This is a genomic window from Burkholderia anthina, assembly GCF_001547525.1.
GTDB classification, from domain to species: domain Bacteria; phylum Pseudomonadota; class Gammaproteobacteria; order Burkholderiales; family Burkholderiaceae; genus Burkholderia; species Burkholderia semiarida.
In genome coordinates, this window is record NZ_CM003768.1 from 620,834 (window position 1) to 645,524 (window position 24,691).

Sequence of the window (24,691 nt, forward strand, 5' to 3'; positions counted from 1 at the left end):
AACGGTATCAGCCGTTGCGACGCGCCTGCGTTTCGGCGGGGCGCAGCTTCGCGGCCAGCTTGTCGAGCACGCCGTTCACGTACTTGTAGCCGTCGGAGCCGCCGAACGTCTTCGCGAGTTCGACGGCTTCGTTGATGATCACGCGGTACGGCGTTTCGACGTGGTGCGTGAGCTCGAACGTCGCGATCAGCAGCACCGCGCGTTCGACCGGCGACAGCTGATCGATCGGACGGTCAAGCGACGGCGCCAGCGCGTCGACGAGCGTCGCATGCTCGCGGATCACGCCGTGCAGGATCGCTTCGAGCAGTTCCTTGTCAGCCTTGTCGTAACCGAGCGCGCCGCGCAGTTGCGCGTCGATCTCGCCGGAGGGCGCGTTCGACAGCAGCCACTGGTACAGGCCCTGCGTCGCCAGCTCGCGCGATTGTCGGCGGGCGCTCTTCTTCATGCGCGCTCCTCTTCGTCGTCTTCGTCTTCCTCTTCGTCCTCGTCGTCGCCGAGCTGGTCGAGGGCCATCGTCAGGTTGGCCATCTCGACGGCGACGCGTGCGGCGTCACGACCCTTTTCGGTCATGCGCGCGACGGCCTGCTCGTCGGTTTCGGTCGTCAGGACCGCGTTCGCGATCGGCAGGTTGAAATCGAGACCGATGCGGGTGATGCCCGCGCCGCTTTCGTTCGACACGAGTTCGAAGTGGTAGGTCTCGCCGCGGATCACCGCGCCGAGCGCGATCAGCGCGTCGAACTGGCCGCTTTCGGCGAGCTTCTGCAGCGCGAGCGGGATTTCCAGCGCGCCGGGAACCGACACGAGCAGCACGTCTTCACCGGTGACGCCGAGGCGCTCCAGTTCTTCGACGCACGCGTCGGCGAGGCCGTTGCACACGGGTTCGTTGAAGCGCGATTGCACGATGCCGATACGCAGGCCGTCGCCTTCGAGATTCGGTTGGTATTGTCCGATTTCCATGATCTGGTCCGTGGTGTGGATGAACGGTTGTAGGGCGAAAGCGCCGTGGCGGGTTACGCGTGGGACGCCGGGCAGGACGTGGCTTCGCCGCCGGGCATCGGGATGAAGCCCGTGACTTCGAGGCCGTAGCCGGACATGCTGCCCAGCTTGCGCGGATTCGACAGCACCTGCATCTTGCCGACGCCGACATCGCGCAGGATCTGCGCGCCGATGCCGAACGTCTTGAAATCGACCGGCCGGCGCTTGAGCGCAGCGGCCTTTTCTTCCTCGTCGAACGCCTTGAAGACGTCGATCAGGTGTTCCTTCGTGTCGCCGCAGTTGAGCAGCACGATCACGCCGAGGTCGCGTGCGGCGATCTCGCGCATCGCCGCGTCGAGCGTCCACGAGTGGGTCGACACGCCCGTCTCGAGCAGATCGAGCACCGACAGCGGCTCGTGCACGCGCGCCGGCGTGTCGACGTCGGGCGACGGCGTGCCGCGCACGAGCGCGATGTGCGGCGAGCCGCTCGGCTGGTCGCGGTACAGCACCGCGCGGAACGTGCCGTGCGCGGTCTGCATCGTGCGCTCGGCGATCCGCTCGATGATCGACTCGGTGCGGCTGCGGTACTGGATCAGGTCGGCGATCGTGCCGATCTTCAGGTTGTGTTCCTTCGCGAATTCGATCAGGTCGGGCAGGCGCGCCATCGTGCCGTCGTCCTTGATCACCTCGCAGATCACCGCGGCCGGCGTGAGGCCCGCGAGCGCCGTGAAGTCGCAGCCGGCTTCGGTGTGGCCCGCGCGCACGAGCACGCCGCCCGGTTGCGCCATGATCGGGAACACGTGGCCCGGCTGCACGATGTGCTCGGGGCGCACGTCGTGCGCGACCGCCGTGGCGATCGTGTGCGCGCGGTCGGCGGCCGAGATGCCGGTCGTCACGCCTTCGGCCGCTTCGATGCTGACCGTGAACGCGGTGCCGTACTGCGTGCCGTTGCGGTAGGTCATCAGCGGCAGGTGCAACTGCTTGCAGCGTTCCTGCGTCAACGTCAGACAAATCAGGCCGCGGCCGTACTTGGCCATGAAGTTGATCGCTTCCGGCGTGACGAATTCGGCGGCGATCACGAGGTCGCCCTCGTTTTCGCGGTCTTCTTCGTCGACCAGGATCACCATCCGGCCGGCTTTCAGCTCGGCGATGATGTCGAGCGTGGAGGCGAGCGTCATAAGGGGGCGAGAAAGAGGAAAGTGCGTATTTTACGCCAGCCGGACGGCGTTTCGGCTGGCGCGGGCGGCGCGGGGCCGGCGAGCCTGCCGGAAAGCGGTGCGGCCGGCCCGTGAAGCAGGCCTGCCCGGACTGCCCCTGCCGCGCTGGGCGGGCGGCCATGGGGCGCTCCGGGCCCGGCCGCGCGTCACGCGTGGTCGTTGCGGCCGCCGAGGTAGTCCAGCTTGCCGAGTTCGACGCCGCTGTGGCGCAGGATGTCGTACGCGGTCGTCACGTGGAAGAAGAAATTCGGCAGCACGAAGTTCAGCAGGTACGACTGGCCGGTGAACTCGATCGGGCCGACGCGCATCTTCAGCACGATCTGGCGCGCCTCGCTGCCGTCGATCTGCGCGGCGTCGAAGCTTTTCAGATAGTCGATCGTCTTCTGGATGCGCGCATGCAGTTCGTCGAAGGTTTGCTCGACATCCGGGTAGCTCGGGATCTCGGCGCCGGCGAGCCGCGCGGCGCAGCCCTTGGCCGTGTCGGTCGCGATGTAGACCTGGCGGACGAGCGGCAGCATGTCCGGATAAAGGCGTGCGCCGATGAACACCGACGGATCGATCTGCTTCTCGGCCGCATGCGCCTGCGCCTTGCCGAGGATGTGCTGCAGGTTGGTGAGACCGCGGATCAAGACGGGCAGCGAAGCCTGGTACATCGAGATGGACATGGGGACGACTCCAATGGGAAGAATGGCGGCCGCTACGCGGCGCGTCGTACGTGGCGGCATGGGAACCGCTGTCGACGCATCTTAGCGCGGCGGCATGACCCGTGCGCGTCGTTGGCCGTTCGGCCAGGTATCGGCTGGCCGGATGGTCAACGAGCAAACGCGATCGCGATGCTGTCGCTTGGGATGGCCGACGGGGCGGCCCAGCACGAAGTAGGGCGGGAGCAACGCTCGGTGGAGCGACGGGGCTGCGGCGACGCCCGGACAATGCCGGGCCGAACCGTCAGCCGTCGTTACATATATGGGACCGAACTGCCCGATCAGTCCTGCTGGACGCCCTGCGACGCCGACAGCATCCGCTCCACGTACCGCGCGATCATGTCGACTTCGAGGTTGACCTTGTCGCCGGCCTTCACGTGACGCAGCGTCGTGACTTCGACCGTATGCGGAATCAGGTTGATCGAGAATTCGCAGCCGTCCGCGCGATCGTCGACCGTATTGACGGTCAGGCTCACGCCGTTCACCGTGATCGAGCCCTTGTACGCGAGATAGCGGCCGAGCTCGCGCGGCGCGACGATTCGCAATTCGTGCGACTCGCCGACCGGCGCGAAGCGCGTGACGGCGCCGAGGCCGTCTACATGGCCCGACACGATATGCCCGCCGAGGCGGTCGTGCGCGCGCAGCGCCTTCTCCAGGTTCACTTCGCCGGGCTGCGCGAGACCGACCGTCCGGTTCAGGCTTTCGCGCGACACGTCGACGTCGAACGTGGTGTCGGTGTTCTCGATCACCGTCATGCACGCACCCTGGATCGCGATGCTGTCGCCGAGCGCGACATCCGCCAGGTCGAGGCCGCCGGCCTGCACGGTCAGGCGCACGCCGGCTTCGGCCGACGTGCCGAGCGCGGCGATCGATTCGATGCGGCCGACGGCCGCGACAATTCCGGTAAACACCGTGACGATCCCGTTCAGTGAGAGGCGTCGGGCGGCGTGAGCCGCGCGAGGATCCGCAAGTCGTCGCCGATCCGCTCGAGCCCGTGGAACGACAGCCGGGTGCGCGCATCGAGGCTGGCCGGCGCGGCGAGATCGAACATGCCGGCCGCGTCGGCGCCCAGCAGGCTCGGCGCCAGATAGACCAGCAATTCGTCGACGCACCGCTCGCGCAGCAGCGAACCGTTCAGCTTGTGGCCGGCCTCCACGTGCAGTTCGTTCACGCCGCGCGCGCCGAGCGCGGCCAGCATCGCGGGCAGGTCGACCTTGCCGTGCGCATTCGCGAGCGGCACGATTTCCGCGCCGCGCGACCTCAGCACGTTCGCTCGGACTTCGCCGGCGGCGTCGAGCCGGCCGCAGAAAATCAGTAGCGGCGCGCCTTCGAGCAGCCGCGCGTCGAGCGGCAGGTCGAGGCGGCTGTCCACCAGGATGCGTTGCGGCTGACGCGGCGTGTCGATGCCGCGCACGGTCAGCAACGGATTGTCCTCGCGCACCGTGCCGATGCCGGTGAGGATCGCGCACGCGCGTGCGCGCCACGCGTGCCCGTCGAGGCGCGCGGCCTCGCCGGTGATCCACTGGCTTTCGCCGGACGGCAGCGCGGTGCGGCCGTCGAGCGACGCGGCGGTCTTCATCCGCACCCACGGGCGGCCGCGCGTCATCCGCGACACGAAGCCGATGTTCAGCTCGCCGGCCTCGTGCGCGAGCAGCCCGCAGCGCACGTCGATACCCGCGTCGCGCAGCATCCCGAGGCCGCGCCCCGACACCTGCGGGTTCGGGTCTTCCATCGCGGCGACGACTTTCGCGACGCGCGCGTCGATCAGCGCGTTCGCGCACGGCGGCGTGCGGCCGAAATGGCTGCACGGTTCGAGCGTCACGTAGACGGTCGAGCCCGCGACGTCGTAGCCGCGCGAGCGCGCGTCCTTCAGCGCCTGCACTTCCGCGTGATCCTGGCCGGCCGGCTGCGTGAAGCCTTCGCCGATCACGTCGCCGTCCTTGACGATCACGCAGCCGACGCGCGGATTCGGCGCGGTCGTGTACATGCCGTGCGCGGCGAGCGCGAGCGCGCGCTGCATGTGGGCGAAATCGGTATCCGAGAACATGCGCGCGGCCCCGGGTCAGGCGGCGAGTGCCGCGAACGCGCGGCGCGCGGCCGCGAGCGTCGCGTCGATCACCGCGTCGTCGTGCGTGCTCGACACGAAGCCGGCTTCGTATGCGGACGGCGCGAAATACACGCCCTCGTCGAGCATCAGGTGGAAGAAGCGGTTGAAGCGCGCGATGTCGCTCTGCGTGACTTCCGCGAAGCTGCCCGGCACGCGCTCGGCGAAGTACAGGCCGAACATCGCGCCGATCGAGTCGGCCGCGAACGGCACGCCGGCCGCGCGCGCTTGCGCCGCGAGGCCGTCGGCGAGCCGCTTCGTCTGCGCGGTGAGCGCGTCGTAGAAGCCCGGCGCCTGGATCAGTTGCAGCGTCTTCAGGCCCGCGGCGACCGCGATCGGGTTGCCCGACAGCGTGCCGGCCTGGTAGACGCCGCCGAGCGGCGCGAGGTGGGCCATGATGTCGCGGCGGCCGCCGAACGCGGCGGCCGGCATCCCGCCGCCGATCACCTTGCCGAGGCAGGTGAGGTCGGCCGCGATGCCGTAGTACGCCTGCGCGCCGCCGAGCGCGACGCGGAACCCGCACATCACCTCGTCGAAGATCAGCACGGCGCCGTGCTTCGTGCACAGCGCGCGCAGCGCGCCCAGGAATTCTGGCGTGCCGCGCACGAGATTCATGTTGCCGGCGACCGGCTCGACGATCACCGCGGCGATCTCGTCGCCGAATGCGCCGAACGCTTCCTCGAGCGCGGCGACGTTGTTGTATTCGAGGACGGTCGTGTGCTTCGCGATGTCGGCGGGCACGCCAGCCGAGGTCGGGTTGCCGAACGTCAGCAGGCCCGAGCCGGCCTTGACCAGCAGGCTGTCCGCGTGGCCGTGGTAGCAGCCCTCGAACTTGACGATGCGGCTGCGGCCCGTGAAGCCGCGCGCGAGACGCAGCGCGCTCATCGTGGCCTCGGTGCCGCTCGACACCATCCGCACCTGCTCGATCGACGGCACAAGCTTGCAGATTTCCTCGGCGATCTCGATTTCCGCTTCGGTCGGCGCGCCGAACGAGAAGCCGTCGGCGAGTACGTTCTGCACGGCCGACAGCACTTCCGGATGGACGTGGCCGACGATCATCGGGCCCCACGAGCCGATGTAGTCGATGTACTGCTTGCCGTCGGCATCCCAGAAATACGGGCCTTGCGCGCGCGCGACGAAGCGCGGCGTGCCGCCGACCGACCGGAACGCGCGCACCGGCGAGTTGACGCCGCCCGGAATGGTCTTCTGGGCGCGTTCGAAGAGAAGCTGATTGTTGGACATGAGCGAAACCTGCGAGAGAAGGGCGCGGGGGCCGGTGCACGGGCCGCGGCGCCTGGGCGGAACGATCGTCCGATTGTACCGGAGACGCGCGCGGCAAGCCCGCCGGCCGGTCCGCGGCCTTTCGGCGCGCGGCATCGGCCGGCCGGAAAGGCGCGCGTGATGCGACCCGGTTTCCGCTTATCGCGGCGGCTTGCGCTTGCCGGTCAATTCGGCCCAGCGCTTTTCGAGCGGGCCTTCGACCATCGGCTTGATCGACGTGCCGGAGCTCTGCGCATCCCAGGTCTGGACCGAATACGGATGGACGCGCAGCGCGTCGCGGGCGATCACGACGTCCTGATGCGCATCGACCAGCCAGTCGTACACGAAGTCGATGCACAGCCGGTAGCCGCGCTTCGTCGACGGATCGGGCACCTCGTACGGCGCGCGCGTCACGTAGCCGGAGCCGAACACGCCCTTCGGTTCCTTCGCGACGCGGTGCAGGAACACGCGGTCGCCCGGCAGGATGCCGCGCGCGAAGCCGCAGCCCCACACGTCATGCACGGCCTCGCCGGCCTTCACGCGCGCGGCGACGTCGGGCAGCTCGGGCCACGGCCATTTCTTGGGGCTCCAGATCAGCAGGAAAGCGGTCATCGGGTGGGTCGTACGTCGAATGGTCAGACGAGAGTGGCAAGCAGCAAGCTTAATCGAATCCGCCCGCGCGTTCGTTCCGCGCATGACGAACATGGGCGTTTCGCGGCGTGCCGCCGCACGCGGCCCAAGGCACGCAAAAAAGTTGCGCGTACAATCATGAGCCTGAACGCGTCGCTTGCGGCGCGGTTTCCCGTCTTCACCGCCACGCGCGCCCCGATGCGCGCGGGCTCCCATTCCGGATACCCATGTCTCACGTCGTCCGGCGCCGGCCCGATGCCCGGCTGATCCTGTTGCTCGGCGCGCTCGCGGCCTGCGGGCCGATCGCCACCGACATGTACCTGCCGAGCCTGCCGTCGATCGCCGACAGCTTCTCCGTCAGCGCCGGCGCCGCGCAGCGCACGCTGACGAGCTTCATGGCCGGCTTCTCGATCGGCATGCTGCTGTATGGCCCGCTGTCCGATACGTGGGGCCGCCGCCCCGTGTTGCTCGGCGGCATTGCGCTGTTCACGCTCGCGAGCATCGGCTGCTTCGTGTCGGGTTCGATCGACATGCTGATCGTCGTGCGTTTCCTGCAGGCGCTCGGCGCCGGCGCCGCGTCGGTGCTCGCGCGTGCGATCGCGCGCGACGCGCACGAGCCGAGCGATGCGGCGAAGGTGCTGTCGATGGTCGCGATCGTCACCGCGGTCGGGCCGCTGCTCGCGCCGCTGATCGGCGGCCAGATCCTGCGTTTCTCCGGTTGGCGCGGTGTGTTCGTCGTGCTGGCCGTGTTCGGCGCGATCTGCGCGACGACCGCGTATCTGCGCGTGCCCGAAACCTGGCCGAAGGAGCGGCGCAAGAGCGCGGCCGTGCTCGCGTCGTTCGCGTCGTACGGGCGCATCCTGTCCGACCCTGTCGCATGGGGGCACATGCTGTGCGGCGGGATGGCGTTCGCGTCGATGTTCTCGTACATCACCGCGACGCCGTTCGTGTACATCGAATATTTCCACGTGTCGCCGCAGCACTACGGGCTGCTGTTCGGCCTGAACGTCGTCGGGATCATGATCGGCAACTTCGCGAACACGCGGCTCGTCGGCCGCATCGGCTCGCTGCGCATCATCTCGGCCGCGTCGCTCGTGAGCTGCATCGCGTCGCTCGCGGTCGCGTTCGTCGCGCTGACGGGGTTGGGGGGGCTGTGGTCGATCGTCGTGTGCCTGTTCTTCGTCGTCGGCGTGGTCGGGATCCTGTCCGCGAACTGCACGACCGACCTGATGCACCGCTATCCGCACAACGCGGGCGCGTCGGCTGCCGTGTTCGGCGCGATGCAGCTGGCGCTCGGTGCGCTCGCGAGCGTCGCGATCGGCGCGCTCGCGGACGGCACGCCGTTCGCGATGGGCGTGACGATCGGCGTTACCGGCGTGTTGTGTTTCGTCGGGCGCTATCTCGTGCTGCGCTGGCACGGACGGCCGGTGAAGGCGGGTGCCTGAGCGGCGTGACGGAACTGACGGAGGGCGCGAGTATGTCGACGCTGTTCGCCCAAGCGACAACCTGAGCGAACACCATGCCGATGTAACCCGGCCAGCGATGCGGGGCAAGCATTGGGTTATTTCCGCGTCCGCATCACTTGGACCGGTCTGACGAGCGATTGTCGAGTCGATAGCTGCGCTTCGGGTTGATCACGAATCGCCTGACTTCGGTCTCGAGTTCCTGGCTGTGATACAGATCCAGGCATTTCAAAAAATCAAACCTCACGCCCTTGATTTCGGACTCGACGACCGGATTGCGATAGTCGCGTGCAAGAAAACGATTGACCAGCGATTTGCCCGTGTCGGGGTTCCGTTCCAGATCGAAGTCGGTCCAATCCATTAGTGCACTGGCGCTGCTTCCCGCGTCCATCGCAGCGGACGGTTCATTCCGATAAGCGGTCGCGACGCATTCGGCGAGCACCATGTCCTTGTAGTTCTGCGCGTAGGTTCGGGCGCCGGCTTGTGGCGACGACGACGTATCCGTGGCGTGGCTGGGTTGTGCCGCGAACATCAGGGCCCAGAACATCACACACCGGAGCAGTGGATTTTGTCTGATGGCAGACTCCAGAGGTATGCACAGATCCAACACATCGCCTAAAAGATGAACCGGCTATGTGGCTAGGAGCAATCAGCGCGGTAGGCTTTCCAAGCGCTGATTGCTCCACTCTCCATCCAAAATAGCCTGATAGAGCATGCCTAGAGTCAGTGGTACTTTGTCATATTTTTCTCGGCGTTTTCTGGAGAAAGCCATCCGCGCCACTTCAATCAAGCTAAAGCCCTCTCCTGAGAAGTAGCGATTGAACTCAAAATCTCCAACTTGTACTGGAAATTTATCGAAGAAGCGCTCCATAAACTCAACCGCATCGTCGCCAGTGATATCCAAATCGCCCTCGACGGCATGATCTTTTGTGAGAATTTTTTGGGGACTAACACCGGTCTCCCTTCTCACAAAATCCTCAAACTCGTTCCACGTAAACTGGCTCATCAGAACACCTTGTCCTCAGGCTTAACAAGCGCGTTATAGCGCGACACGGAACGAATGCTGATCATCGTGACATCCTTGGCAGCAATGACCCAACCAACGACAGGAACTGCGCGCCCAACGAAAACCCCAATGTCTGCGCGTAGGTGCGGCCGAGTGTTTGCAGTGAAGATGGGCCGTTGTCTGCCCGACTCGGGTTAGCCAATAGCATGAGCGCGCAAACATCGAGTACGGTAGCTTGTTGACGAGAGATCCATGACCGGTAACCCAAATACCGCATTTATTCCCGGTCGACATGTTTCCTTCCCGCGGGATTGAACCGGGGTTTCCAGATGACGTTCGATGTGCCGATAGGCAACTTTCCAGAGCAGGTTCCTTAATGTGCTTGCATCCAACTCAAAAGTCTCCGCCAGATTCCCTTTTGGCCGGGCCGCTCTTCGCGATTTTTATCGGAAGAAAGGTAGTCGAATATAAAATTCGAAATTCCTTCTATTGTAGGTGGGCAGTCTGGGTTGTTTATTGTTGGCATGTTGAAGTGTCGAAACACTGCTAACAAGAATAAGGAGATGTCATCGTGATATATCTTAAAATCGTCAAGGACGTTCGTGTTTTTTGACACTTCGCTTCGGTCAATGAATGCAACTTCCCTGACGAAAATTTCAATCACCGTTTCAATTATTTCTTGTTTCGAGGGGCGTGTTTGAGATTTGGTTTCCATGTCTTGCATCATACGCGCACTTTCCTATGAGGGCTGCATCAATCACAGCCATGGCAATGGCACCCGCTCCGGAGGCTCGTCCAAGTACTCCAAATACACGAACCGTGCCGAACGCTTTCTTGGCGAAATTTGCAATCGGGCCGTGCGGCAATAATAACCTCGGGAAAAATCTAACTCCAATGTCGCTGACGATATTCGTGTACTTACTTGAATTTCCTATTACTGGGTGTCCAAGTATTGATTTTTTGATTGGGATTCCTCCCGCTGCGACTAGCAGCGTTGTTCCGGTTAGACCGTAATACACTTTCGCGCATTTTCATAGATCTGCTCCGACGGATTCAGTTGACTTTCCCGGGTCGAGGGGTGTTGAAGAATATAGTAATTCATAGTCGAGCTTGTTTTTGGAAGGGACTGCAATAATCCCGCTCGTGTTGGTGGGGAATCTGTTGAGTTCGAGTGACAGTTGCGATGTATTGGGTGTGAAATTGCTGTTGGTTGATCGATTTATTTCTTTTGTTGCAGAAATTATTTCAAAATTAAGTGACATATTTTTTGGTTTGGAGATTGTCGTGTTTGAGCCAGTTGCGGTAAAGGAATCATTCCATGTGGCTTCGAGGATATCCGAATTTCGAGCCCTTCAGTCTCCCTGGCCAATTGGCGCAATATCGCCATGGCGCTGTATCCCTTGTCACCATTGGCGATGCAGCTCGAATTGCAAAGACGTGGCCTTGTTGCACAGTGTTAATTCGTCGACTCGTCCACTGCGGCACGCCAACGCCAAGCGGCTCCCCAATGCAAAACACCCCGAACGCCGGGCCTGAATCCAGCGTTCGGGGTGTCGTTCACCGAGGCGTTTTTTTTACCGCTGCGTCAATCCCGCGCGACATCCTTCGCCGCCGGCGAAGCCCCATGACTCAACCAGTCGAGCACGTCGGCCGTTTCGTCGTCGGTGGCGCGCGCCCGCGCCTGCGCGACCGCCTCCGGCAACTCGCCGTTGGTCGACGCGCGACGGATCGCGACGCCCACCGCGAGGATGTCGATCATCAGCAGATGCAGGATCCGCGAGATCATCGACAGTTGCGACTCGCGCATCTCGATGTGGTCGGTCTCGAGCGCGACGGTCGCGCGCTTCGCGAGCGGCGTGTTGCTCGACGTGATCGCGATCACCTTCGCGCCGGCCTGCATCGCGACGTCGAGCACGCGCAGCAACTCGGGCGCGCGTCCCGACTTCGACACCGCGACGATCACGTCGCCCTTGCCAAGCAGCGCGGCCGATGCGGCCTGCATGTACAGGTCGCCGTACGCGATCGTCGGAATCCCGAAGCGGAAGAATTTGTAGTGCGCGTCCTGCGCGACGATGTTCGAGTTGCCGAGCCCGTAGAACTCGATGCGCCGCGCGCCGTTCAGGATCTCGATCGCGTTCTCGACGTGCTCGAAATTCAGGTGCTCGCGCAGTTGCAGGATCGCGGACACCGTGTTGTCGAGCACCTTCGCGCCGAAGTCGGTGGCCGTATCGCCGAGGTGCACCTGGCTGTGGCTCATCGGGATCGTGCCGGTGAGGCCGGTCGCGAGCTTCAGCTTGAAATCCGACAGCCCCTGGCAGCCGAGCGAGCGGCAGAAGCGGATCACGGTCGGCTGGCTCACGTCGGCCTTGCGCGCGATGTCGACGATCGGGTCGTTGATGATCGAGCGCGGATGGTTCAGCGCGAGATCGGCCACGCGGCGCTCGGCCGGCGTCAGCGCGTCGCGCATCTGGCGGATTCGCTCGAACACCGCCGACGACGCGCCGCCGGAACGGTTCGACAACTGTTCCGCGAGAATCGCCGACACACCGAGGAACGCCGGATATTCGGCGGTGATCAGGTACGTCGGGATGTTCTCGAGGTAGTGCGTGAAGCGGCCCTTCGCCTCGAAGCGCGCGCGGAACGACGAGCGCGTGAACAGTTCGCCCAGCTTCAGCGCGACGCCGCCGCCGATGTACACGCCGCCGAGCGCGCCGAGCGTGAGCGCGACGCTGCCCGCGAACGCGCCGAGAATCCCGCAGAAACATTCGACCGTCTCGAGCGCGAGCGCATCGCCCGCATGCGCGCGCTCGACGATCTCGACCGTGTCGACGGATGCCGCGACGCGCTTCTTGTCGCGCGCGGCGAGTGCGCGATAGATGATCTCCATGCCGGGGCCCGCGCACACACGCTCGAACGACACGTGCGGAAACTTCTTGCGCGCGTACTGCAGCACCAGATCCTCGCGCTCGTCCTGCGGCGCGAACGACGCGTGGCCGCCCTCGCTGCCGAGCGCGATCCAGCGGTCGTCCGCCGGGATCAGCCCCGACACGCCGAGCCCGGTGCCGGGCCCGAGCAGGCCGATCACGCTGTTCTGGCGCCGCGTGCCGCCGCCCACCTGCACGCGTTGCGCATCGGTCAGGCCCGGCAGCGCCATCGCGAGCGCGGTGAAATCGTTGACGACCAGCAGCGTGTCGAAGCCGAGCGCGCGGCGCGTCGCCTCGATCGAGAAGCTCCAGTCGTGGTTCGTCATCGTGACCTGGTCGCCGTCGACCGGGTTCGCGATCGCGATCGCCGCGTGGTTCACGCGGCTGATCTTCACGTCCTTCAGGTATTTGCGGATCGCATCGGTGATCGTCGGATAGTCGGCGCCGGGATACACGCGGATCTGCGTGATCTCGCCGGGGCCGGTTTCCAGCGCGAAGCGCGCGTTGGTGCCGCCGACGTCCGCGAGCAGGCGCGGGCCGTCGGCATGCTGACCCGCGACGACCGCCTTACTTTGCACACCAGTAGACATCGAGCTGGGTCCCCTTGTCGTTGGCCAGTTGGGAAATCGCGTTCTTCTGCAGCGACGCGGCCGCGGCGTCGAGCACGTCGCGTTTGCGCTCGCCCGCGATCAGCAGGAACAGCCGATCGACGCGCTTGAGCGCATCGAGCGAATAGCTCACGCGTGCATGCGGCGCCGCGCCCGGATGCACGGCGACGAAGCGTTCCGGCGTCGTGATCGCGTGGTCCCATTCGGGTGCGTCGGCGAAGATCGACGCGGTGTGGCCGTCCTCGCCCATGCCGAGCACCGCGACGCTCGGCACGCGGTAGTCGGCGTTTGCGTTCAGCGCGGCGACGTGCGCGTCGAGCGTGCCGCGCGTGTCGACGAGCGGCAGGAAGCGGGCAGGGGCCGCCGCGTGCTGCAGCAGCGTGTCGCGCACGAGTTGCGCGTTGCTGGCCGCGTCGTCGTCCGGCACCCAGCGGTCGTCGACCAGCGTGACGTCGACGCCGGCCCAGTCGAGCGCCGCATGCGACAGCGTGTGCAGGAACGGGCGCGGGCTGGTGCCGCCGGACACCGCGAGCAACGGGCGCGCGGGGCCGGCGAGCGCCGCGCGCAGCGCATCGCCGACGGCGCGCGCGAGCGCTTCGCTTTGCGCTTCCTGGGTGTCGAAAGCGTGGATCTCGATCACATCTCCTCCGGACTGCTTTGTCTGTTCAAATCGTACGAATCGTGGGGCACGTTGTCGCGTACGGTGGCGTACGCGGCAACGGTTTGCATCAGTTTTCTTCTTCGAGCCAGCAGGTATCGTGCTGCGCGAGCATCGCGCTCGACGCGGCCGGCCCCCACGTGCCCGCCGCGTACGGCTTCGGCGGCTTCAGCGTGCGCGCCCATTCGTTCAGGATCGGCTCGACCCACTGCCATGCCGCTTCCTGTTCGTCGCGACGCACGAACAGCGCGAGCCGGCCGTTGATCACGTCGAGCAGCAGGCGCTGGTACGCCTCCATCTGCCCTTCCTTGAAGAACTGGTCGAACGCGAGGTCGAGGTGCACGCTCGCGAGGTTCATCCCTTCGCCCGGCTGCTTCGCGAGGCAGTACAGGCGGATCGTCTCGTTCGGCTGCAGCCGGATCACGAGGCGGTTCGAACCGGGGCGCAGCGCGGTCGGCCCGAGCGCCGAATGCGGCACCGGGCGGAAGTTGACGACGATCTCCGCGACGCGGTCGGCCAGCCGCTTGCCGGTGCGCAGGAAGAACGGCACGCCGGCCCAGCGCCAGTTCTCGATCTCGACCTTCAGCGCGACGAAGGTCTCGGTCTGGCTGTCGGGCTTCACGCCCGGCTCGGTCGCGTAGGCCGGCACCTGCGCGCCCTTGATCACGCCCGCATGATACTGGCCGCGCACGGCAACCTTGCCGATGTCGCGCGGATCGATCGGCTTCAGCGCGCGCAGCACGCGCAGCTTCTCGTCGCGTACCGAGTCGGAATCCATCGAGTGCGGCGGCTCCATCGCGACGATCGACAGCAACTGCAGCAAGTGGTTCTGCACCATGTCGCGCAGCGCGCCCGTATTGTCGTAGAAGTCGCCGCGCGCCTCGACGCCGAGCTCCTCGGCGATCGTGATCTGGATGCTCTCGACCCATTCGCGGCGCCACAGCGGCTCGAACAGCGCATTGCCGAAGCGCAGCGCGAGCAGGTTCTGTACCGGCTCCTTGCCTAGGTAGTGGTCGATCCGGTAGATCTGGCCTTCCGCGAAGATCTCGCCGACCGCGTCGTTGATCGCGTTCGACGATTTCAGGTCGTAGCCGAGCGGCTTCTCGAGCACGATGCGCGCGCCTTCGTTCAGGCCGACCGACGCGAGCGCCTTGCAGATCGGCACGAACAGCGACGGGCCCGTCGCGAGATAGAACACGCGGATGCCGGGCAGCGACGCCACCGCGTCGCGCAGCACGCCGTAGTCTTCCGCGCGGCCGAGGTCGAGGTGCACGTAGTCGATGCGATCGAGGAAGGACTTCCACGCGGCGTCGTCGAACGCGTTGCCGGCCGCCTTCGCCGCATGCGGCTTCACGTGCGTGTCGACCCATTCGAGATAGGCTGCCCGATCCGATTCGTGTCGCGCCACGGCGACGATCCGGCCGCTCGCCGCCAGCATGTTCGCGCGGTGCGCTTCGAACAGCGCGGGCAGGATCTTGCGCATCGACAAATCGCCGGTGCCGCCGAAAAGTACGAAGGTAAAGCTGGAATCGGTATGCATGTGTCTCCGCCGTGTTGGGGTGCCCGGAAGCGATCCGTAGTGCGATAAAAATATTTTTGACACTGAATTGTAGTTTAACTACAATCCGCCGCAAGGGGTAGCACCTGGGTGAAGAAAAAAAGAAGTGCGGTCGATGAACTGCGCGAGCTTCGCCTTCGGGAGCGCCTTGTGCCGAATGTTATCGGACATTGGCGGTGCGCATCGTCGGCGCGCCGTCGGCCCCGGGCTCGCGTCGCATCATCGCGGCGGGCCAGAAACACAAAGAGGAGACACGCCGTTGAATCTCGATTCACGCTTTCTGTAAGAGCCCGGCCGGTCATCGGCCCCGTACGCTGCATGCGTCCCGCGGCTCGATTTCCCCGTCGTTATCAAGAAGCCGGTTCCCGGTCAGGGAACCTCACGAGTTGATTCAGTCTGGAGGAGATAAGTAATGAAAGTTCGCTCGATCATGGGCGCGCTCTGCGCCGCAGGCCTGATGGCTGGCGCCGTGGCGGCGCAGGCAGCCGAGAACGTAACCGTGCTGCACTGGTGGACCTCGGGCGGCGAGTCGAAGGCCGTCGGCGTGCTGAAGGACGACCTGCAGAAGCAGGGCTACGTGTGGAAGGACTTCGCGGTCGCGGGCGGCGCCGGCGCCGCGGCGATGACCGCGCTGAAGACGAAGGTGATCAGCGGCGATTCTCCGTCGGCCGCGCAGATCAAGGGCCCGCTGATCCAGGACTGGGCCGATCAAGGCGTGCTCGTCAACATCGATTCGGCTGCCGGCGACTGGAAGCAGAACCTGCCGCCGGAAATCGACAAGATCATCAAGTACAAGGGCCATACCGTCGCCGCGCCGTTCTCGGTGCACCGCGTCAACTGGCTGTACATCAACAAGGCCGCGCTCGACAAGGTCGGCGCGAAGGTGCCGACCACCTGGCCTGAATTCTTCGCGGTGGCCGACAAGCTGAAGGCCGCGGGCATCCAGCCGATCGCGATGGGCGGCCAGCCGTGGCAGGACCTGACGCTGTGGGAGGACGTCGTGCTGTCGCAGGGCCCGGCGTTCTACAAGAAGGCGCTGGTCGACCTCGACCAGGCGACGCTGACGTCGCCGCAGATGGTGTCGGTATTCGACACGGTGCGCAAGATCCAGGGCTACTTCGATACCGGCCGTAACGGCCGCGACTGGAACCTCGCGACCGCGATGGTCATCAACGGCAAGGCCGGCATGCAGTTCATGGGCGACTGGGCGAAGGGCGAGTTCGAGAACGCGGGCAAGAAGTCGGGCAAGGACTACATCTGCGCACCGGTGCCGGGCACGGCGAACGCGTACACGTTCAACGTCGATTCGTTCGTGTTCTTCCAGCAGAAGGGCGAGAAGAACGCGACGCCGGGCCAGCTCGCGCTCGCGAAGACGATCATGACGCCGGACTTCCAGGAGCAGTTCAGCCTGCTGAAGGGCTCGGTGCCGGTGCGTCTCGGCGTGAAGATGGACAAGTTCGACGACTGCGCGAAGAAGTCGTATGCCGACGAGCAGACCGCGATCAAGTCGGGTGGTTTCGTGCCGTCGCTCGCGCACGGCATGGCGCAAGGCGACGCGACCGCCGGCGCGATCACGGACGTCGTGACGAAGTTCATGAACTCGCAGCAGGATTCGAAGAGCGCGGTCGCCGCGCTCGCGAAGGCCGCGAAGGTCAAGTAACGCGCGCCAGGCGCCCGGCCGGACACGCTTCATCGGCCGGGCGTTTTTGCATGTGCAGCAAACGGGCTCGCCCGCGAGCCCGTGCCGTACCCGGCGCCGGCCAGGCCTGCGTCGCCCTCGTTCCAGGAGTCGAATCAAGTGGCTGCCCCTCTTAGCGGAAACGGATCCGGCGCTGCCGCCGCACGGCGTACGTCGCCGATGTCGGCCTTCGCCGATCGCTGGATCCCGAAGCTCGTGCTCGCGCCGAGCGTCGCGATCGCCGTCGTGTTCATCTACGGCTTCATCCTGATTACCGGCTATCTGTCGCTGACCAACTCGCGGCTGTTGCCCAACTACGAATTCGACGGTTTCGGCCGTTACACGGACCTGTTCCAGAACGACGTGTGGTGGACCTCCGCCGCGAACCTCGGCTGGTTCGGGATCCCGTTCATCGCGATCTGCGTCGCGCTCGGGCTGTTCCTCGCGATCCTGCTCGACCAGCGGATCCGCAACGAAGGTGCGCTGCGCGCGATCTTCCTGTACCCGATGGCGCTGTCGTTCATCGTCACGGGCACCGCGTGGCAGTGGATCCTGAACCCCGGCCTCGGCCTCGAGAAGGTGATGCACGACTGGGGCTGGACGAGCTTCTCGTTCGGCTGGCTCGACGATCCGGACAAGGCGATCTTCTGCGTGGTGATCGCGGCCGTGTGGCAGTCGACCGGCTTCGTGATGGCGCTGTTCCTCGCGGGGCTGCGCGGCGTCGACGGCGAGATCTTCAAGGCCGCGCAGGTCGACGGCGCGACGCTGCCGACCATCTACCGCAAGATCGTGATCCCGAGCATGCGCCCGGTGTTCTTCTCGGTGCTGCTGATCCTCTGCCACATCACGATCAAGACCTTCGACCTCGTCGTCGCGCTGACGGCGGGCGGCCCGGGCACGTCGTCGTCGCTGCCGGCCATGTTCATGTACACGTTTTCGTTCAACCGCGGCCAGCTCGGGCTCGGCGCGGCGTCCTCGGTGATGATGCTCGCGACCGTGGTCGCGGTGCTGGTGCCGCTGATGTATATGGAATCGAGGAGCACCCGCAATGCAGCCTAAGATGACGATCAGCCGGGCGGTGATCTATGCGGCACTGATCCTGTTCGCGCTGTATTTCCTGTTTCCGATCTACGTGATGCTGTCGACGTCGTTCAAGGACCTCGACCAGCTGCGTACCGGCAACCTGCTGACGCCGCCCACCACGTGGACCGTCGACCCGTGGGTGAAGGCATGGAGCGGGGCGTGTACCGGCGTGCGCTGCGACGGGATGAAGCCGTTCTTCCTGAACTCGCTGCAGATGGTGATCCCGGCCGTGCTGATCTCGTCGCTGATCGGCGCGTTCAACGGCTACGTGCTCACCCACTGGCGCTTTCGCGGTGCGGACGCGTTGTTCACGATGATGCTGGTCGGCTGCTTCATTCCGTTCCAGGTGATCCTGCTGCCGATGGCGCGCCTGCAGGGAATGCTCGGCCTCGCGAACACGATTCCGGGCCTCGTGTTCGTGCACGTCGTGTACGGGATCGCGTTCACGACGATGTTCTTCCGCAACTTCTACGTGAGCGTGCCGGCCGAACTCGTGAAGGCCGCGCGCATCGACGGCGCCGGCTTCTTCACGATCTTCACGAAGATCCTGCTGCCGGTGTCGCTGCCGATCTTCATGGTGTGCCTGATTTGGCAATTCACGCAGATCTGGAACGACTTCCTGTTCGGGATCGTGTTCTCCGGCGTCGATTCGATGCCGATCACGGTCGCGCTGAACAACCTCGTCAACACGTCGACGGGCGTGAAGGAATACAACGTCGACATGGCCGGCGCGATCATCGCCGCGCTGCCGACGCTGCTCGTCTACATCGTCGCCGGCCGCTACTTCGTGCGCGGGCTGACGGCAGGCGCGGTGAAGGGGTAAGCGCGGCTTTTCCGATACGACGAACCGGCCGCGCACCCCGCGCGGCGCATCGAAACGAACCCGACGCGGCGCCGGCGTGCGCCGCGCGAGACGAGACAGAGGATTCACAGCATGGCAAGCCTTTCCATCCGTGACGTGTACAAGACCTACCCGAACGGGGTGCCGGTCCTGAAGGGTGTCGACATCGAGATCGAGGACGGACAGTTCCTGATCCTGGTCGGCGGCTCGGGCTGCGGGAAATCGACGCTGCTCAACATGATCGCCGGGCTCGAGACGGTCACGAGCGGCGAGATCTGCATCGACGGCAAGGTCGTCAACGACCTGTCGCCGAAGGATCGCGACATCGCGATGGTGTTCCAGTCGTACGCGCTGTATCCGTCGATGACGGTGCGCGAGAACATTTCGTTCGGGCTGAACATCCGCAAGGTGCCGAAGAGCGAGCAGCAGCAGATCGTCGATCGCGTGTCGGCGATGCTGCAGATCCAGCACCTGCTCGACCGCAAGCCGGGCCAGCTGTCGGGCGGCCAGCGCCAGCGCGTCGCGATGGGCCGTGCGCTTGCACGCGATCCGTCGCTGTTCCTGTTCGACGAACCGCTGTCGAACCTCGACGCGAAGCTGCGTATCGAGATGCGCGCGGAAATCAAGCTGCTGCACCAGCGCCTCGGCACGACGATCGTCTACGTGACGCACGACCAGATCGAGGCGATGACGCTCGGCGACCGGATCGCGGTGATGAAGGACGGCGTGGTCCAGCAGTTCGGCGCGCCGCAGGAGATCTACGATTCGCCGTCGAACCTGTTCGTCGCGGGCTTCATCGGCGCGCCGCCGATGAACTTCATCAACGGCCGCCTGGTCGAGCAGGGCAGCGGCATCGCGCTCGAGATCGACACGGGCCTCGCGCGCAGCGCGCTGAACCTGCCGTTCGACGCGGCGAAGCTGAAGTCGCACGTGGGCCGCGAGGTGATTCTCGGGTTGCGCCCGGAGCGCATCACCGACGCACGCAACGCACATCACGGCGAGGCGTCGAAGCTGCAGCCGATCGACGTGCGCGTCGACGTGACCGAGCCGACCGGGCCGGACACGCACGTGTTCGCGCAGGTGAACGGCAAGCGGATCGTGAGCCGCGTGCATCCGGCCGCGAACCCGCAGCCAGGGCAGACGCAGTCGCTGCTGTTCGACGTGTCGAAGGCCGTGCTGTTCGATCCGGCGTCGGAAGAACGGATCGCGTGAGGCAGGCGGAATCAGGCCTTCGGCGATGCGTCCGGATCACCGTTCGATCCGGATGCCGTCGATTGCCGGGATTCATGGGCGTAGCGGACTTGTCCGCGCAGGTGCCGTGGCCCGCGCACGTCGTGATAGCGGATGGAGGCAGTCACGGGCTCGGCAATGACAAGAAGTACGAACCGATCGCATGCATGAGCGGCATGAACAGAAGGCACGCGAAGACCGCCGGAAAATAAAATCTCGAGCGGCGGACGGTGGAGAACAGGCCGGCCACGGCGACGACCAGACAAACGGTCGCGAGTGTACCGAACAGGTCGCTATCTGCGATTACCGAAAAGAACGCACGCATCCTTGCCTCGGCATTACTGATTGAATGCAGCGAAATTCCAGCGATACAGCTGGAATTGCTTTAGAAAGTCCTTCACTTCGGCGCCTGTGGTCTCGTTTCTGTAGTCCCACCCTTCCTCGCCGGGGGTGTAGTACCCGTTTTCGACGCCCATACCTGCATAACTGGCGCTTTGCGGATCTGCACGATTGTGGCCGAATATCCTCATGATCGTCGTGAATGGACGGACGATCACACCGCTCGAATTGCCCTGCATGATCGAAACAGACGAGGGCGAGGTGTTCGTGACCAACTGAACGTGATGCCCGATGCCTGCGCGATCATTGGCCTGTACGAGCATGTCTCCCGCGCGGAGCGACTCGGCCGTCGTAAGTCGTACGGTATTCGAACCGGTGCGTTGTGTGTCCGGTGCGCCGAAAGTCAGCGCGACCATCTCGGCGAAGCCGTACATCGTCGAATCGTATCGCTGGTGTTCCGATTCGCCGTAGATTTCCATGTTTCGATAACTGCGCACACCGGTGGTCAACTTGAGCGGCAACCCGCGCAGGGCCGCGAACTGGACGAGTAACCGTAGCGCGAAGTCCTCGCATGTAAATCGATTCTCACGCGTACTGCCGTTGCGGTCCCAGTACGTTTCCTTCTGCAGCTGTTGTGCCAGTTGCGGAATTGCGCGCTGGTATTCGCCGACGTCGGCGTCGGTCCATCTGCGGACCGTTTTCCAGAATGTCTTGAATCGGACGGTGACGGGTTTCGGCGACGGGTCGTTTGTCGGCGTGGTCTTGCGTGCCGCGATCCGTTTGTATCGATTGCCTTCAGGAGAAACGTGGACGCGTTCGGGCATGACTATTCCGCGAGATAGATCGTGATGTTTTCGGCACAGGAAGTGGACGCGAGCAAGTGCGTTTGTCCGTGCGCGTCCGTTCGTCCGTATTCAAACGCCCCGGTGTCTCGCTGCAATGCATAGGCGACGTCGCTCAGAGGGGCACCCTCGGCGTCCCGAAGAACGAAGCAATCGTTATAGACGAGTTGGGGCGCTGCCGTGACCGTATCGGTTGTGACGAGTTCGGATTGCGTCCGGGGGGCGCAATTCGAAGCGTCTATTTTCCATTGACGGCCGTATCGGGAAATGATGCGGGGAGGGCGCTCACAGCGACATCGGACCCAATCGTTGCTCAGGGCTTGAACTCGTCCCGCGGAAGTGAAATCGCGCAGTCGCTTTTTGCTCGGCGCGCCAGGGGCCGCCTCAATTGTCCCGACGCTCTCGCATGTGCTGCACCACGCGCGTTGTCCGACGAACGTAATCTTCCGGCGTTTGCCGTCGTCACCCACGATCGTTCCGCACTTACCGCCATCGAGTACGTAGCCGCCGCTGTCCAGCGGATCGTCTTCAACTACCGCGTAAAAAATTGTCATCCCAGTCCACTCGTTCGCGTTTGTTCGGCGGAACGTAACACGGCACTGCGGAGCATGAAAGGTAAATGTAAATAATTGTGTCCGATAGACCGCGTGTTTTGGGATCACCGGCGTGCGGCGACGAGAGCCGGTTTCGACGGCTCCCCGTGACTCAAACGACGCCCGGATTCAATGCGGCAACCGCACGTCGAACTTGAACGTCGCCAGCCGCGCGGCGAGGATGAAGCCGGTCGCGAGCAGCACGCTGTACACCGAGTCGAACTGCAGCCACACGAGCAGCAGGTAGAACCAGCAGCCGACGAACGCGCAGGTCGCGTACGGCCGCGAATCGCGCAGGATCAGCGGGATGTCGTTGCACAGCACGTCGCGGACGATCCCGCCGACCACGCCGGTAATCACGCCCATCATCACCGCGATGAAGCGCGGCATCTCGGCGTCGAGTGCGATCGACGTGCCCGAGATGCTGAAGATGCCGAGCCCGATCGCGTCGGCGATTAGCAGCAGCCGTTCGGCCGACAGCCGCGACAGCATCCGCAGTACGAACGGCGCGAACAGCGCAAGCACGAAGATCGCGATCACGTAGTCGTCGTGCACGACCCAGTAGAACGGCCGGCGCTCGAGCAGGATGTCGCGCAGCGTGCCGCCGCCGAAGGCGGTCGCGAGCGCGACGACGAACGTGCCGACCGAGTCGAGGCGGTTCTTGCGCGCCTCGATGAACCCCGAAATCGCGAATGCGAGCGTGGCGATCGCCTCCAGTACCGCGATCGCGAGCGTCAGCCTAGGATGCGGCACGCGGCCCCCGGTCGGCCGGCGTCGCATGGGGCTGCAGCAGCACGAGCACCGCGCCCGCGCCGCCGTCGTGGCCGCGCGCCTCGCAGAATGCGATCACTTCCTCCTTCTGCACGAGCCATGCGCGCACCTTGCCCTTCAGCACGGGTTCCTTGCCGATCGAGCCGAGCCCCTTGCCGTGGATCACGCGCAGGCAGCGCAGCCCTTTCTTGCCGGCTTCGCGGATGAATTCGGCGAGCGCGTCGCGCGCTTCGTCGCGCCGCATGCCGTGCAGATCGATCTGCGCCTGCACGATCCACGCACCGCTCCTCAGCCTGCGCACGACGTCGCGGCTGATGCCGGGGCGGTGGTAATACAGCGAATCGTCGCTGTCGAGCAGCGTCTCGGGATCGAACTCGTCGGACAGCGTCGCGTTCAGCACGGCTTGCTCGTCGCGCTGCGTCTGCTTCGGCACCGGGTCGGGCGGCGTGCGGCCCGACGACGCGCGCGGCGGCGCGTTCAGCGGCCGGATCGCGCCGATCTCGTTGCGGAACAGATTCGCGTCGGCTTCCGCCTTGCGCTCGGCCTTCTCGGTTTCGATGCGCGCGCGTTCGCGACGATCGGCTTCGCCTTGCAGCGACTTGCGCAACGCGCCGAGGCCCGCGAGGCCCTGACCGCGCAACGCGGCCGCGTCGAGGGCGGGCGGCGGCGCCTCGGGCGCCGGGGTCACGGGGCGGGCAGCGATCTTCCGCTTCGCGGGATCGCTCGGGTGGGGCTGGTTCTTCGCCATGATTCGGTAACGGGGCAGGCGCGTTCGGGCGCGCGGGCAGAAAAAAAGCCGCTGCGCGGCGGCAGCGGCTTTCCGGTCGAGCCCGCTTCGCGGCAGCGGACGCCATTGTAGCGCCCGCCGCGGCGAGGCTCCCGGCTCACTTCTTGTCGTGCAGGCTCTCGAGGTAGCGCTGCGCGTCGAGCGCGGCCATGCAGCCCGTGCCCGCGCTGGTGATCGCCTGGCGATACACGTTGTCCTGCACGTCGCCTGCCGCGAACACGCCCGGCACGCTCGTCGACGTCGCGTTGCCTTGCAGGCCGCTCTTCGTCAGGATGTAGCCGTCCTTCATTTCGAGCTGGCCCTGGAACAGGTCGGTGTTCGGCTTGTGGCCGATCGCGACGAACACGCCCTGCACGTGCAGGTCTTCCGTCGCGCCGGTCTTCACGTTCTTGATGCGCAGGCCCGTGACGCCCGATTCCTCGCCGGTCACTTCGTCCAGCACGTGATCCCACTTGATGTCGACGACGCCTTCCTTCTGCTTCTCCAGCAGGCGGTCGATCAGGATCGGCTCCGCGCGGAACTTGTCGCGGCGGTGGATCACGGTGACCTTCTTCGCGATGCCGGTCAGGTAGAGCGCTTCCTCGACGGCCGTGTTGCCGCCGCCGATCACCGCGACTTCCTGGTTGCGATAGAAGAAGCCGTCGCAGGTCGCGCAGGCGGACACGCCCTTGCCCATGAACGCTTCCTCGGACGGCAGGCCGAGATACTGCGCGGATGCGCCGGTCGCGATGATCAGCGAGTCGCACGTGTATTCGCCCGAGTCGCCGATCAGGCGGATCGGCTTTTCGTGCAGCTTCGCGGTGTGGATGTGGTCGAAGACGATTTCGGTGTTGAAGCGCTCCGCGTGCTCCTGGAAGCGCGCCATCAGTTCCGGGCCTTGCACGCCCTTCGCGTCCGCCGGCCAGTTTTCGACATCGGTCGTGGTCATCAGCTGGCCGCCCTGCGCGATGCCGGTAATCAGCACCGGGGACAGATTGGCGCGTGCCGCGTAGACGGCGGCCGTGTAGCCGGCGGGGCCGGAACCGAGAATCAGGACTTTGGCGTGTTTGGGCGTGGACATATGCGAATCCGTAAAAGGCGGCCGCGGCGGGCGGGGTAGGGCTCGCCGTACGATCCGGGTTGACCGGGATGCCGTCATAGATGGGTATCAGACGCGCATTATAAAGGCCCCGTTGCTGCGCTGCCGAACGAGAGTTTCAATCGTGGCGATAGCGTTTGGCGGCCTGCCGTCCGTACCGGGGCGGCGGGGCGGGCGGCGGTTTGCCATGTGGCGGCGCGTTTTCGCAGGGGCGGGCATCCGGCCGGGTGGCGGCCGCCGCCGGCGCCGGTCCGGCACCCCCGTTCCCGTCATGTAACCGTCATTTACACTTGGCGGCGCGATGCAGCGTTTACAATAAGCGCGATCGAACGACAGGCGGGCGCA

24 protein-coding genes and 1 pseudogene are annotated in these 24,691 nt (G+C 65.1%); 5 read left to right on the top strand and 20 right to left on the bottom strand.

All coding sequences use genetic code 11. The annotated features are described in order from the left end of the window. Positions 1-7: 7 nt before the first annotated feature. The 8 genes from nusB to WS64_RS02950 form a co-directional block, all read right to left on the bottom strand. A complete protein-coding gene (gene nusB / locus WS64_RS02915; RefSeq protein WP_059638876.1) occupies positions 8-445 on the bottom strand; it encodes a transcription antitermination factor NusB in 438 nt (145 codons plus the stop codon). Continuing rightward, a complete protein-coding gene (gene ribH / locus WS64_RS02920; RefSeq protein WP_034206641.1) occupies positions 442-957 on the bottom strand; it encodes a 6,7-dimethyl-8-ribityllumazine synthase in 516 nt (171 codons plus the stop codon). Before ribH ends, nusB begins: the two co-directional genes overlap by 4 nt. 53 nt (positions 958-1,010) lie before the next feature. Further along, complete coding sequence (ribBA, locus tag WS64_RS02925; protein WP_059574141.1) at positions 1,011-2,153, bottom strand: bifunctional 3,4-dihydroxy-2-butanone-4-phosphate synthase/GTP cyclohydrolase II; 1,143 nt, start codon at positions 2,151-2,153, stop codon at positions 1,011-1,013. A gap of 185 nt (positions 2,154-2,338) precedes the next feature. Then, positions 2,339-2,857, bottom strand: a complete 519-nt coding sequence (locus WS64_RS02930; RefSeq protein WP_059574140.1) for a DUF1993 domain-containing protein — start codon at positions 2,855-2,857, stop codon at positions 2,339-2,341. A 317-nt stretch (positions 2,858-3,174) separates the two neighbouring features. Beyond that, positions 3,175-3,804, bottom strand: coding sequence for a riboflavin synthase (locus WS64_RS02935; RefSeq protein ID WP_060965686.1), 630 nt, complete (start codon positions 3,802-3,804; stop codon positions 3,175-3,177). A 14-nt stretch (positions 3,805-3,818) separates the two neighbouring features. Then, entirely contained in the window at positions 3,819-4,940 is a 1,122-nt protein-coding gene (gene ribD / locus WS64_RS02940) for a bifunctional diaminohydroxyphosphoribosylaminopyrimidine deaminase/5-amino-6-(5-phosphoribosylamino)uracil reductase RibD (protein WP_059638878.1), read from the bottom strand. A gap of 15 nt (positions 4,941-4,955) precedes the next feature. After that, positions 4,956-6,239, bottom strand: coding sequence for a glutamate-1-semialdehyde 2,1-aminomutase (gene hemL / locus WS64_RS02945; RefSeq protein WP_060313002.1), 1,284 nt, complete (start codon positions 6,237-6,239; stop codon positions 4,956-4,958). A gap of 177 nt (positions 6,240-6,416) precedes the next feature. Further along, positions 6,417-6,869 carry a hypothetical protein gene (locus tag WS64_RS02950; protein WP_034182952.1) on the bottom strand — a complete coding sequence of 151 codons (453 nt, stop codon included), beginning with the start codon at positions 6,867-6,869 and terminating at the stop codon, positions 6,417-6,419. Between the two features lie 245 nt (positions 6,870-7,114). Here WS64_RS02950 and WS64_RS02955 point away from each other — a divergent pair, with 245 nt between their 5' ends. Then, positions 7,115-8,332, top strand: a complete 1,218-nt coding sequence (locus tag WS64_RS02955) for a Bcr/CflA family multidrug efflux MFS transporter (RefSeq protein WP_059574136.1) — start codon at positions 7,115-7,117, stop codon at positions 8,330-8,332. Between the two features lie 133 nt (positions 8,333-8,465). Here WS64_RS02955 and WS64_RS02960 read toward each other — a convergent pair whose 3' ends face one another. The 6 genes and pseudogenes from WS64_RS02960 to zwf all read right to left on the bottom strand — a co-directional run bounded on the left by WS64_RS02960 (position 8,466) and on the right by zwf (position 15,086). Next, positions 8,466-8,897 carry a type VI secretion system amidase immunity protein Tai4 gene (locus WS64_RS02960; protein ID WP_059638881.1) on the bottom strand — a complete coding sequence of 144 codons (432 nt, stop codon included), beginning with the start codon at positions 8,895-8,897 and terminating at the stop codon, positions 8,466-8,468. Between the two features lie 102 nt (positions 8,898-8,999). Continuing rightward, positions 9,000-9,356, bottom strand: a complete 357-nt coding sequence (locus tag WS64_RS02965) for a DUF1493 family protein (RefSeq protein WP_060313018.1) — start codon at positions 9,354-9,356, stop codon at positions 9,000-9,002. Continuing rightward, a pseudogene (locus WS64_RS35565) lies at positions 9,356-9,490 on the bottom strand (STM2901 family protein); the annotation flags it as partial. The gene WS64_RS02965 and the pseudogene WS64_RS35565, both read right to left, overlap by 1 nt. Positions 9,491-10,941: 1,451 nt before the next feature. Next, the gene (locus tag WS64_RS02970; RefSeq protein WP_060313024.1) at positions 10,942-12,870 is read right to left on the bottom strand and encodes a bifunctional transcriptional regulator/glucokinase; all 1,929 of its coding nucleotides are present in this window, start codon (positions 12,868-12,870) and stop codon (positions 10,942-10,944) included. Next, complete coding sequence (gene pgl / locus WS64_RS02975; RefSeq protein WP_060965687.1) at positions 12,848-13,528, bottom strand: 6-phosphogluconolactonase; 681 nt, start codon at positions 13,526-13,528, stop codon at positions 12,848-12,850. Before pgl ends, WS64_RS02970 begins: the two co-directional genes overlap by 23 nt. A gap of 88 nt (positions 13,529-13,616) precedes the next feature. Beyond that, positions 13,617-15,086: a glucose-6-phosphate dehydrogenase gene (gene zwf / locus WS64_RS02980; RefSeq protein ID WP_060313028.1), complete on the bottom strand. Its 1,470-nt coding sequence runs from the start codon at positions 15,084-15,086 to the stop codon at positions 13,617-13,619. Between the two features lie 430 nt (positions 15,087-15,516). On the opposite strand from zwf, the gene WS64_RS02985 reads away from it, so the two are divergent. The 4 genes from WS64_RS02985 (at position 15,517) to WS64_RS03000 (ending at position 19,918) form a co-directional block, all read left to right on the top strand. Then, positions 15,517-16,764, top strand: coding sequence for an ABC transporter substrate-binding protein (locus WS64_RS02985; RefSeq protein ID WP_059574129.1), 1,248 nt, complete (start codon positions 15,517-15,519; stop codon positions 16,762-16,764). Between the two features lie 138 nt (positions 16,765-16,902). Beyond that, the gene (locus tag WS64_RS02990) at positions 16,903-17,841 is read left to right on the top strand and encodes a carbohydrate ABC transporter permease (protein ID WP_059499909.1); all 939 of its coding nucleotides are present in this window, start codon (positions 16,903-16,905) and stop codon (positions 17,839-17,841) included. After that, on the top strand, positions 17,831-18,688 hold the full coding sequence (locus WS64_RS02995) for a carbohydrate ABC transporter permease (RefSeq protein WP_011544828.1): 858 nt from the start codon (positions 17,831-17,833) through the stop codon (positions 18,686-18,688). Before WS64_RS02990 ends, WS64_RS02995 begins: the two co-directional genes overlap by 11 nt. A gap of 111 nt (positions 18,689-18,799) precedes the next feature. Then, complete coding sequence (locus WS64_RS03000; RefSeq protein ID WP_060313032.1) at positions 18,800-19,918, top strand: ABC transporter ATP-binding protein; 1,119 nt, start codon at positions 18,800-18,802, stop codon at positions 19,916-19,918. A gap of 142 nt (positions 19,919-20,060) precedes the next feature. Here the strand turns inward: WS64_RS03000 and WS64_RS03005 are convergent, their stop codons facing one another. The 6 genes from WS64_RS03005 to trxB form a co-directional block, all read right to left on the bottom strand. Further along, on the bottom strand, positions 20,061-20,261 hold the full coding sequence (locus WS64_RS03005) for a hypothetical protein (protein ID WP_060965688.1): 201 nt from the start codon (positions 20,259-20,261) through the stop codon (positions 20,061-20,063). A 13-nt stretch (positions 20,262-20,274) separates the two neighbouring features. Beyond that, on the bottom strand, positions 20,275-21,099 hold the full coding sequence (locus WS64_RS03010; RefSeq protein ID WP_060965689.1) for a hypothetical protein: 825 nt from the start codon (positions 21,097-21,099) through the stop codon (positions 20,275-20,277). Positions 21,100-21,101: 2 nt separating this feature from the next. Then, complete coding sequence (locus tag WS64_RS32215) at positions 21,102-21,671, bottom strand: PAAR domain-containing protein (protein WP_081103767.1); 570 nt, start codon at positions 21,669-21,671, stop codon at positions 21,102-21,104. 168 nt (positions 21,672-21,839) lie between these two features. Further along, a complete protein-coding gene (locus tag WS64_RS03015) occupies positions 21,840-22,490 on the bottom strand; it encodes a trimeric intracellular cation channel family protein (RefSeq protein WP_059574124.1) in 651 nt (216 codons plus the stop codon). Next, the gene (locus WS64_RS03020) at positions 22,450-23,229 is read right to left on the bottom strand and encodes a Smr/MutS family protein (RefSeq protein WP_059574123.1); all 780 of its coding nucleotides are present in this window, start codon (positions 23,227-23,229) and stop codon (positions 22,450-22,452) included. The genes WS64_RS03015 and WS64_RS03020 overlap by 41 nt, the downstream gene beginning before the upstream one ends. A 136-nt stretch (positions 23,230-23,365) precedes the next feature. Next, a complete protein-coding gene (gene trxB, locus WS64_RS03025; protein WP_059574122.1) occupies positions 23,366-24,328 on the bottom strand; it encodes a thioredoxin-disulfide reductase in 963 nt (320 codons plus the stop codon). Positions 24,329-24,691: the final 363 nt, after the last annotated feature.

Excerpts from the sequence above, each read along its gene's own strand:
- nusB (WP_059638876.1), bottom strand. The coding sequence starts at position 445 with ATGAAGAAGAGCGCCCGCCGACAATCGCGCGAGCTGGCGACGCAGGGC.
- ribH (WP_034206641.1), bottom strand. The coding sequence starts at position 957 with ATGGAAATCGGACAATACCAACCGAATCTCGAAGGCGACGGCCTGCGT.
- ribBA (WP_059574141.1), bottom strand. The coding sequence starts at position 2,153 with ATGACGCTCGCCTCCACGCTCGACATCATCGCCGAGCTGAAAGCCGGC.
- WS64_RS02930 (WP_059574140.1), bottom strand. The coding sequence starts at position 2,857 with ATGTCCATCTCGATGTACCAGGCTTCGCTGCCCGTCTTGATCCGCGGT.
- ribD (WP_059638878.1), bottom strand. The coding sequence starts at position 4,940 with ATGTTCTCGGATACCGATTTCGCCCACATGCAGCGCGCGCTCGCGCTC.
- hemL (WP_060313002.1), bottom strand. The coding sequence starts at position 6,239 with ATGTCCAACAATCAGCTTCTCTTCGAACGCGCCCAGAAGACCATTCCG.
- WS64_RS02950 (WP_034182952.1), bottom strand. The coding sequence starts at position 6,869 with ATGACCGCTTTCCTGCTGATCTGGAGCCCCAAGAAATGGCCGTGGCCC.
- WS64_RS02955 (WP_059574136.1), top strand. The coding sequence starts at position 7,115 with ATGTCTCACGTCGTCCGGCGCCGGCCCGATGCCCGGCTGATCCTGTTG.
- WS64_RS02960 (WP_059638881.1), bottom strand. The coding sequence starts at position 8,897 with ATGTTCTGGGCCCTGATGTTCGCGGCACAACCCAGCCACGCCACGGAT.
- WS64_RS02965 (WP_060313018.1), bottom strand. The coding sequence starts at position 9,356 with ATGAGCCAGTTTACGTGGAACGAGTTTGAGGATTTTGTGAGAAGGGAG.
- WS64_RS02970 (WP_060313024.1), bottom strand. The coding sequence starts at position 12,870 with ATGTCTACTGGTGTGCAAAGTAAGGCGGTCGTCGCGGGTCAGCATGCC.
- zwf (WP_060313028.1), bottom strand. The coding sequence starts at position 15,086 with ATGCATACCGATTCCAGCTTTACCTTCGTACTTTTCGGCGGCACCGGC.
- WS64_RS02985 (WP_059574129.1), top strand. The coding sequence starts at position 15,517 with ATGAAAGTTCGCTCGATCATGGGCGCGCTCTGCGCCGCAGGCCTGATG.
- WS64_RS02995 (WP_011544828.1), top strand. The coding sequence starts at position 17,831 with ATGCAGCCTAAGATGACGATCAGCCGGGCGGTGATCTATGCGGCACTG.
- WS64_RS03000 (WP_060313032.1), top strand. The coding sequence starts at position 18,800 with ATGGCAAGCCTTTCCATCCGTGACGTGTACAAGACCTACCCGAACGGG.
- WS64_RS03005 (WP_060965688.1), bottom strand. The coding sequence starts at position 20,261 with ATGCGTGCGTTCTTTTCGGTAATCGCAGATAGCGACCTGTTCGGTACA.
- WS64_RS03010 (WP_060965689.1), bottom strand. The coding sequence starts at position 21,099 with ATGCCCGAACGCGTCCACGTTTCTCCTGAAGGCAATCGATACAAACGG.
- WS64_RS32215 (WP_081103767.1), bottom strand. The coding sequence starts at position 21,671 with ATGACAATTTTTTACGCGGTAGTTGAAGACGATCCGCTGGACAGCGGC.
- WS64_RS03015 (WP_059574124.1), bottom strand. The coding sequence starts at position 22,490 with ATGCGACGCCGGCCGACCGGGGGCCGCGTGCCGCATCCTAGGCTGACG.
- WS64_RS03020 (WP_059574123.1), bottom strand. The coding sequence starts at position 23,229 with ATGGCGAAGAACCAGCCCCACCCGAGCGATCCCGCGAAGCGGAAGATC.
- trxB (WP_059574122.1), bottom strand. The coding sequence starts at position 24,328 with ATGTCCACGCCCAAACACGCCAAAGTCCTGATTCTCGGTTCCGGCCCC.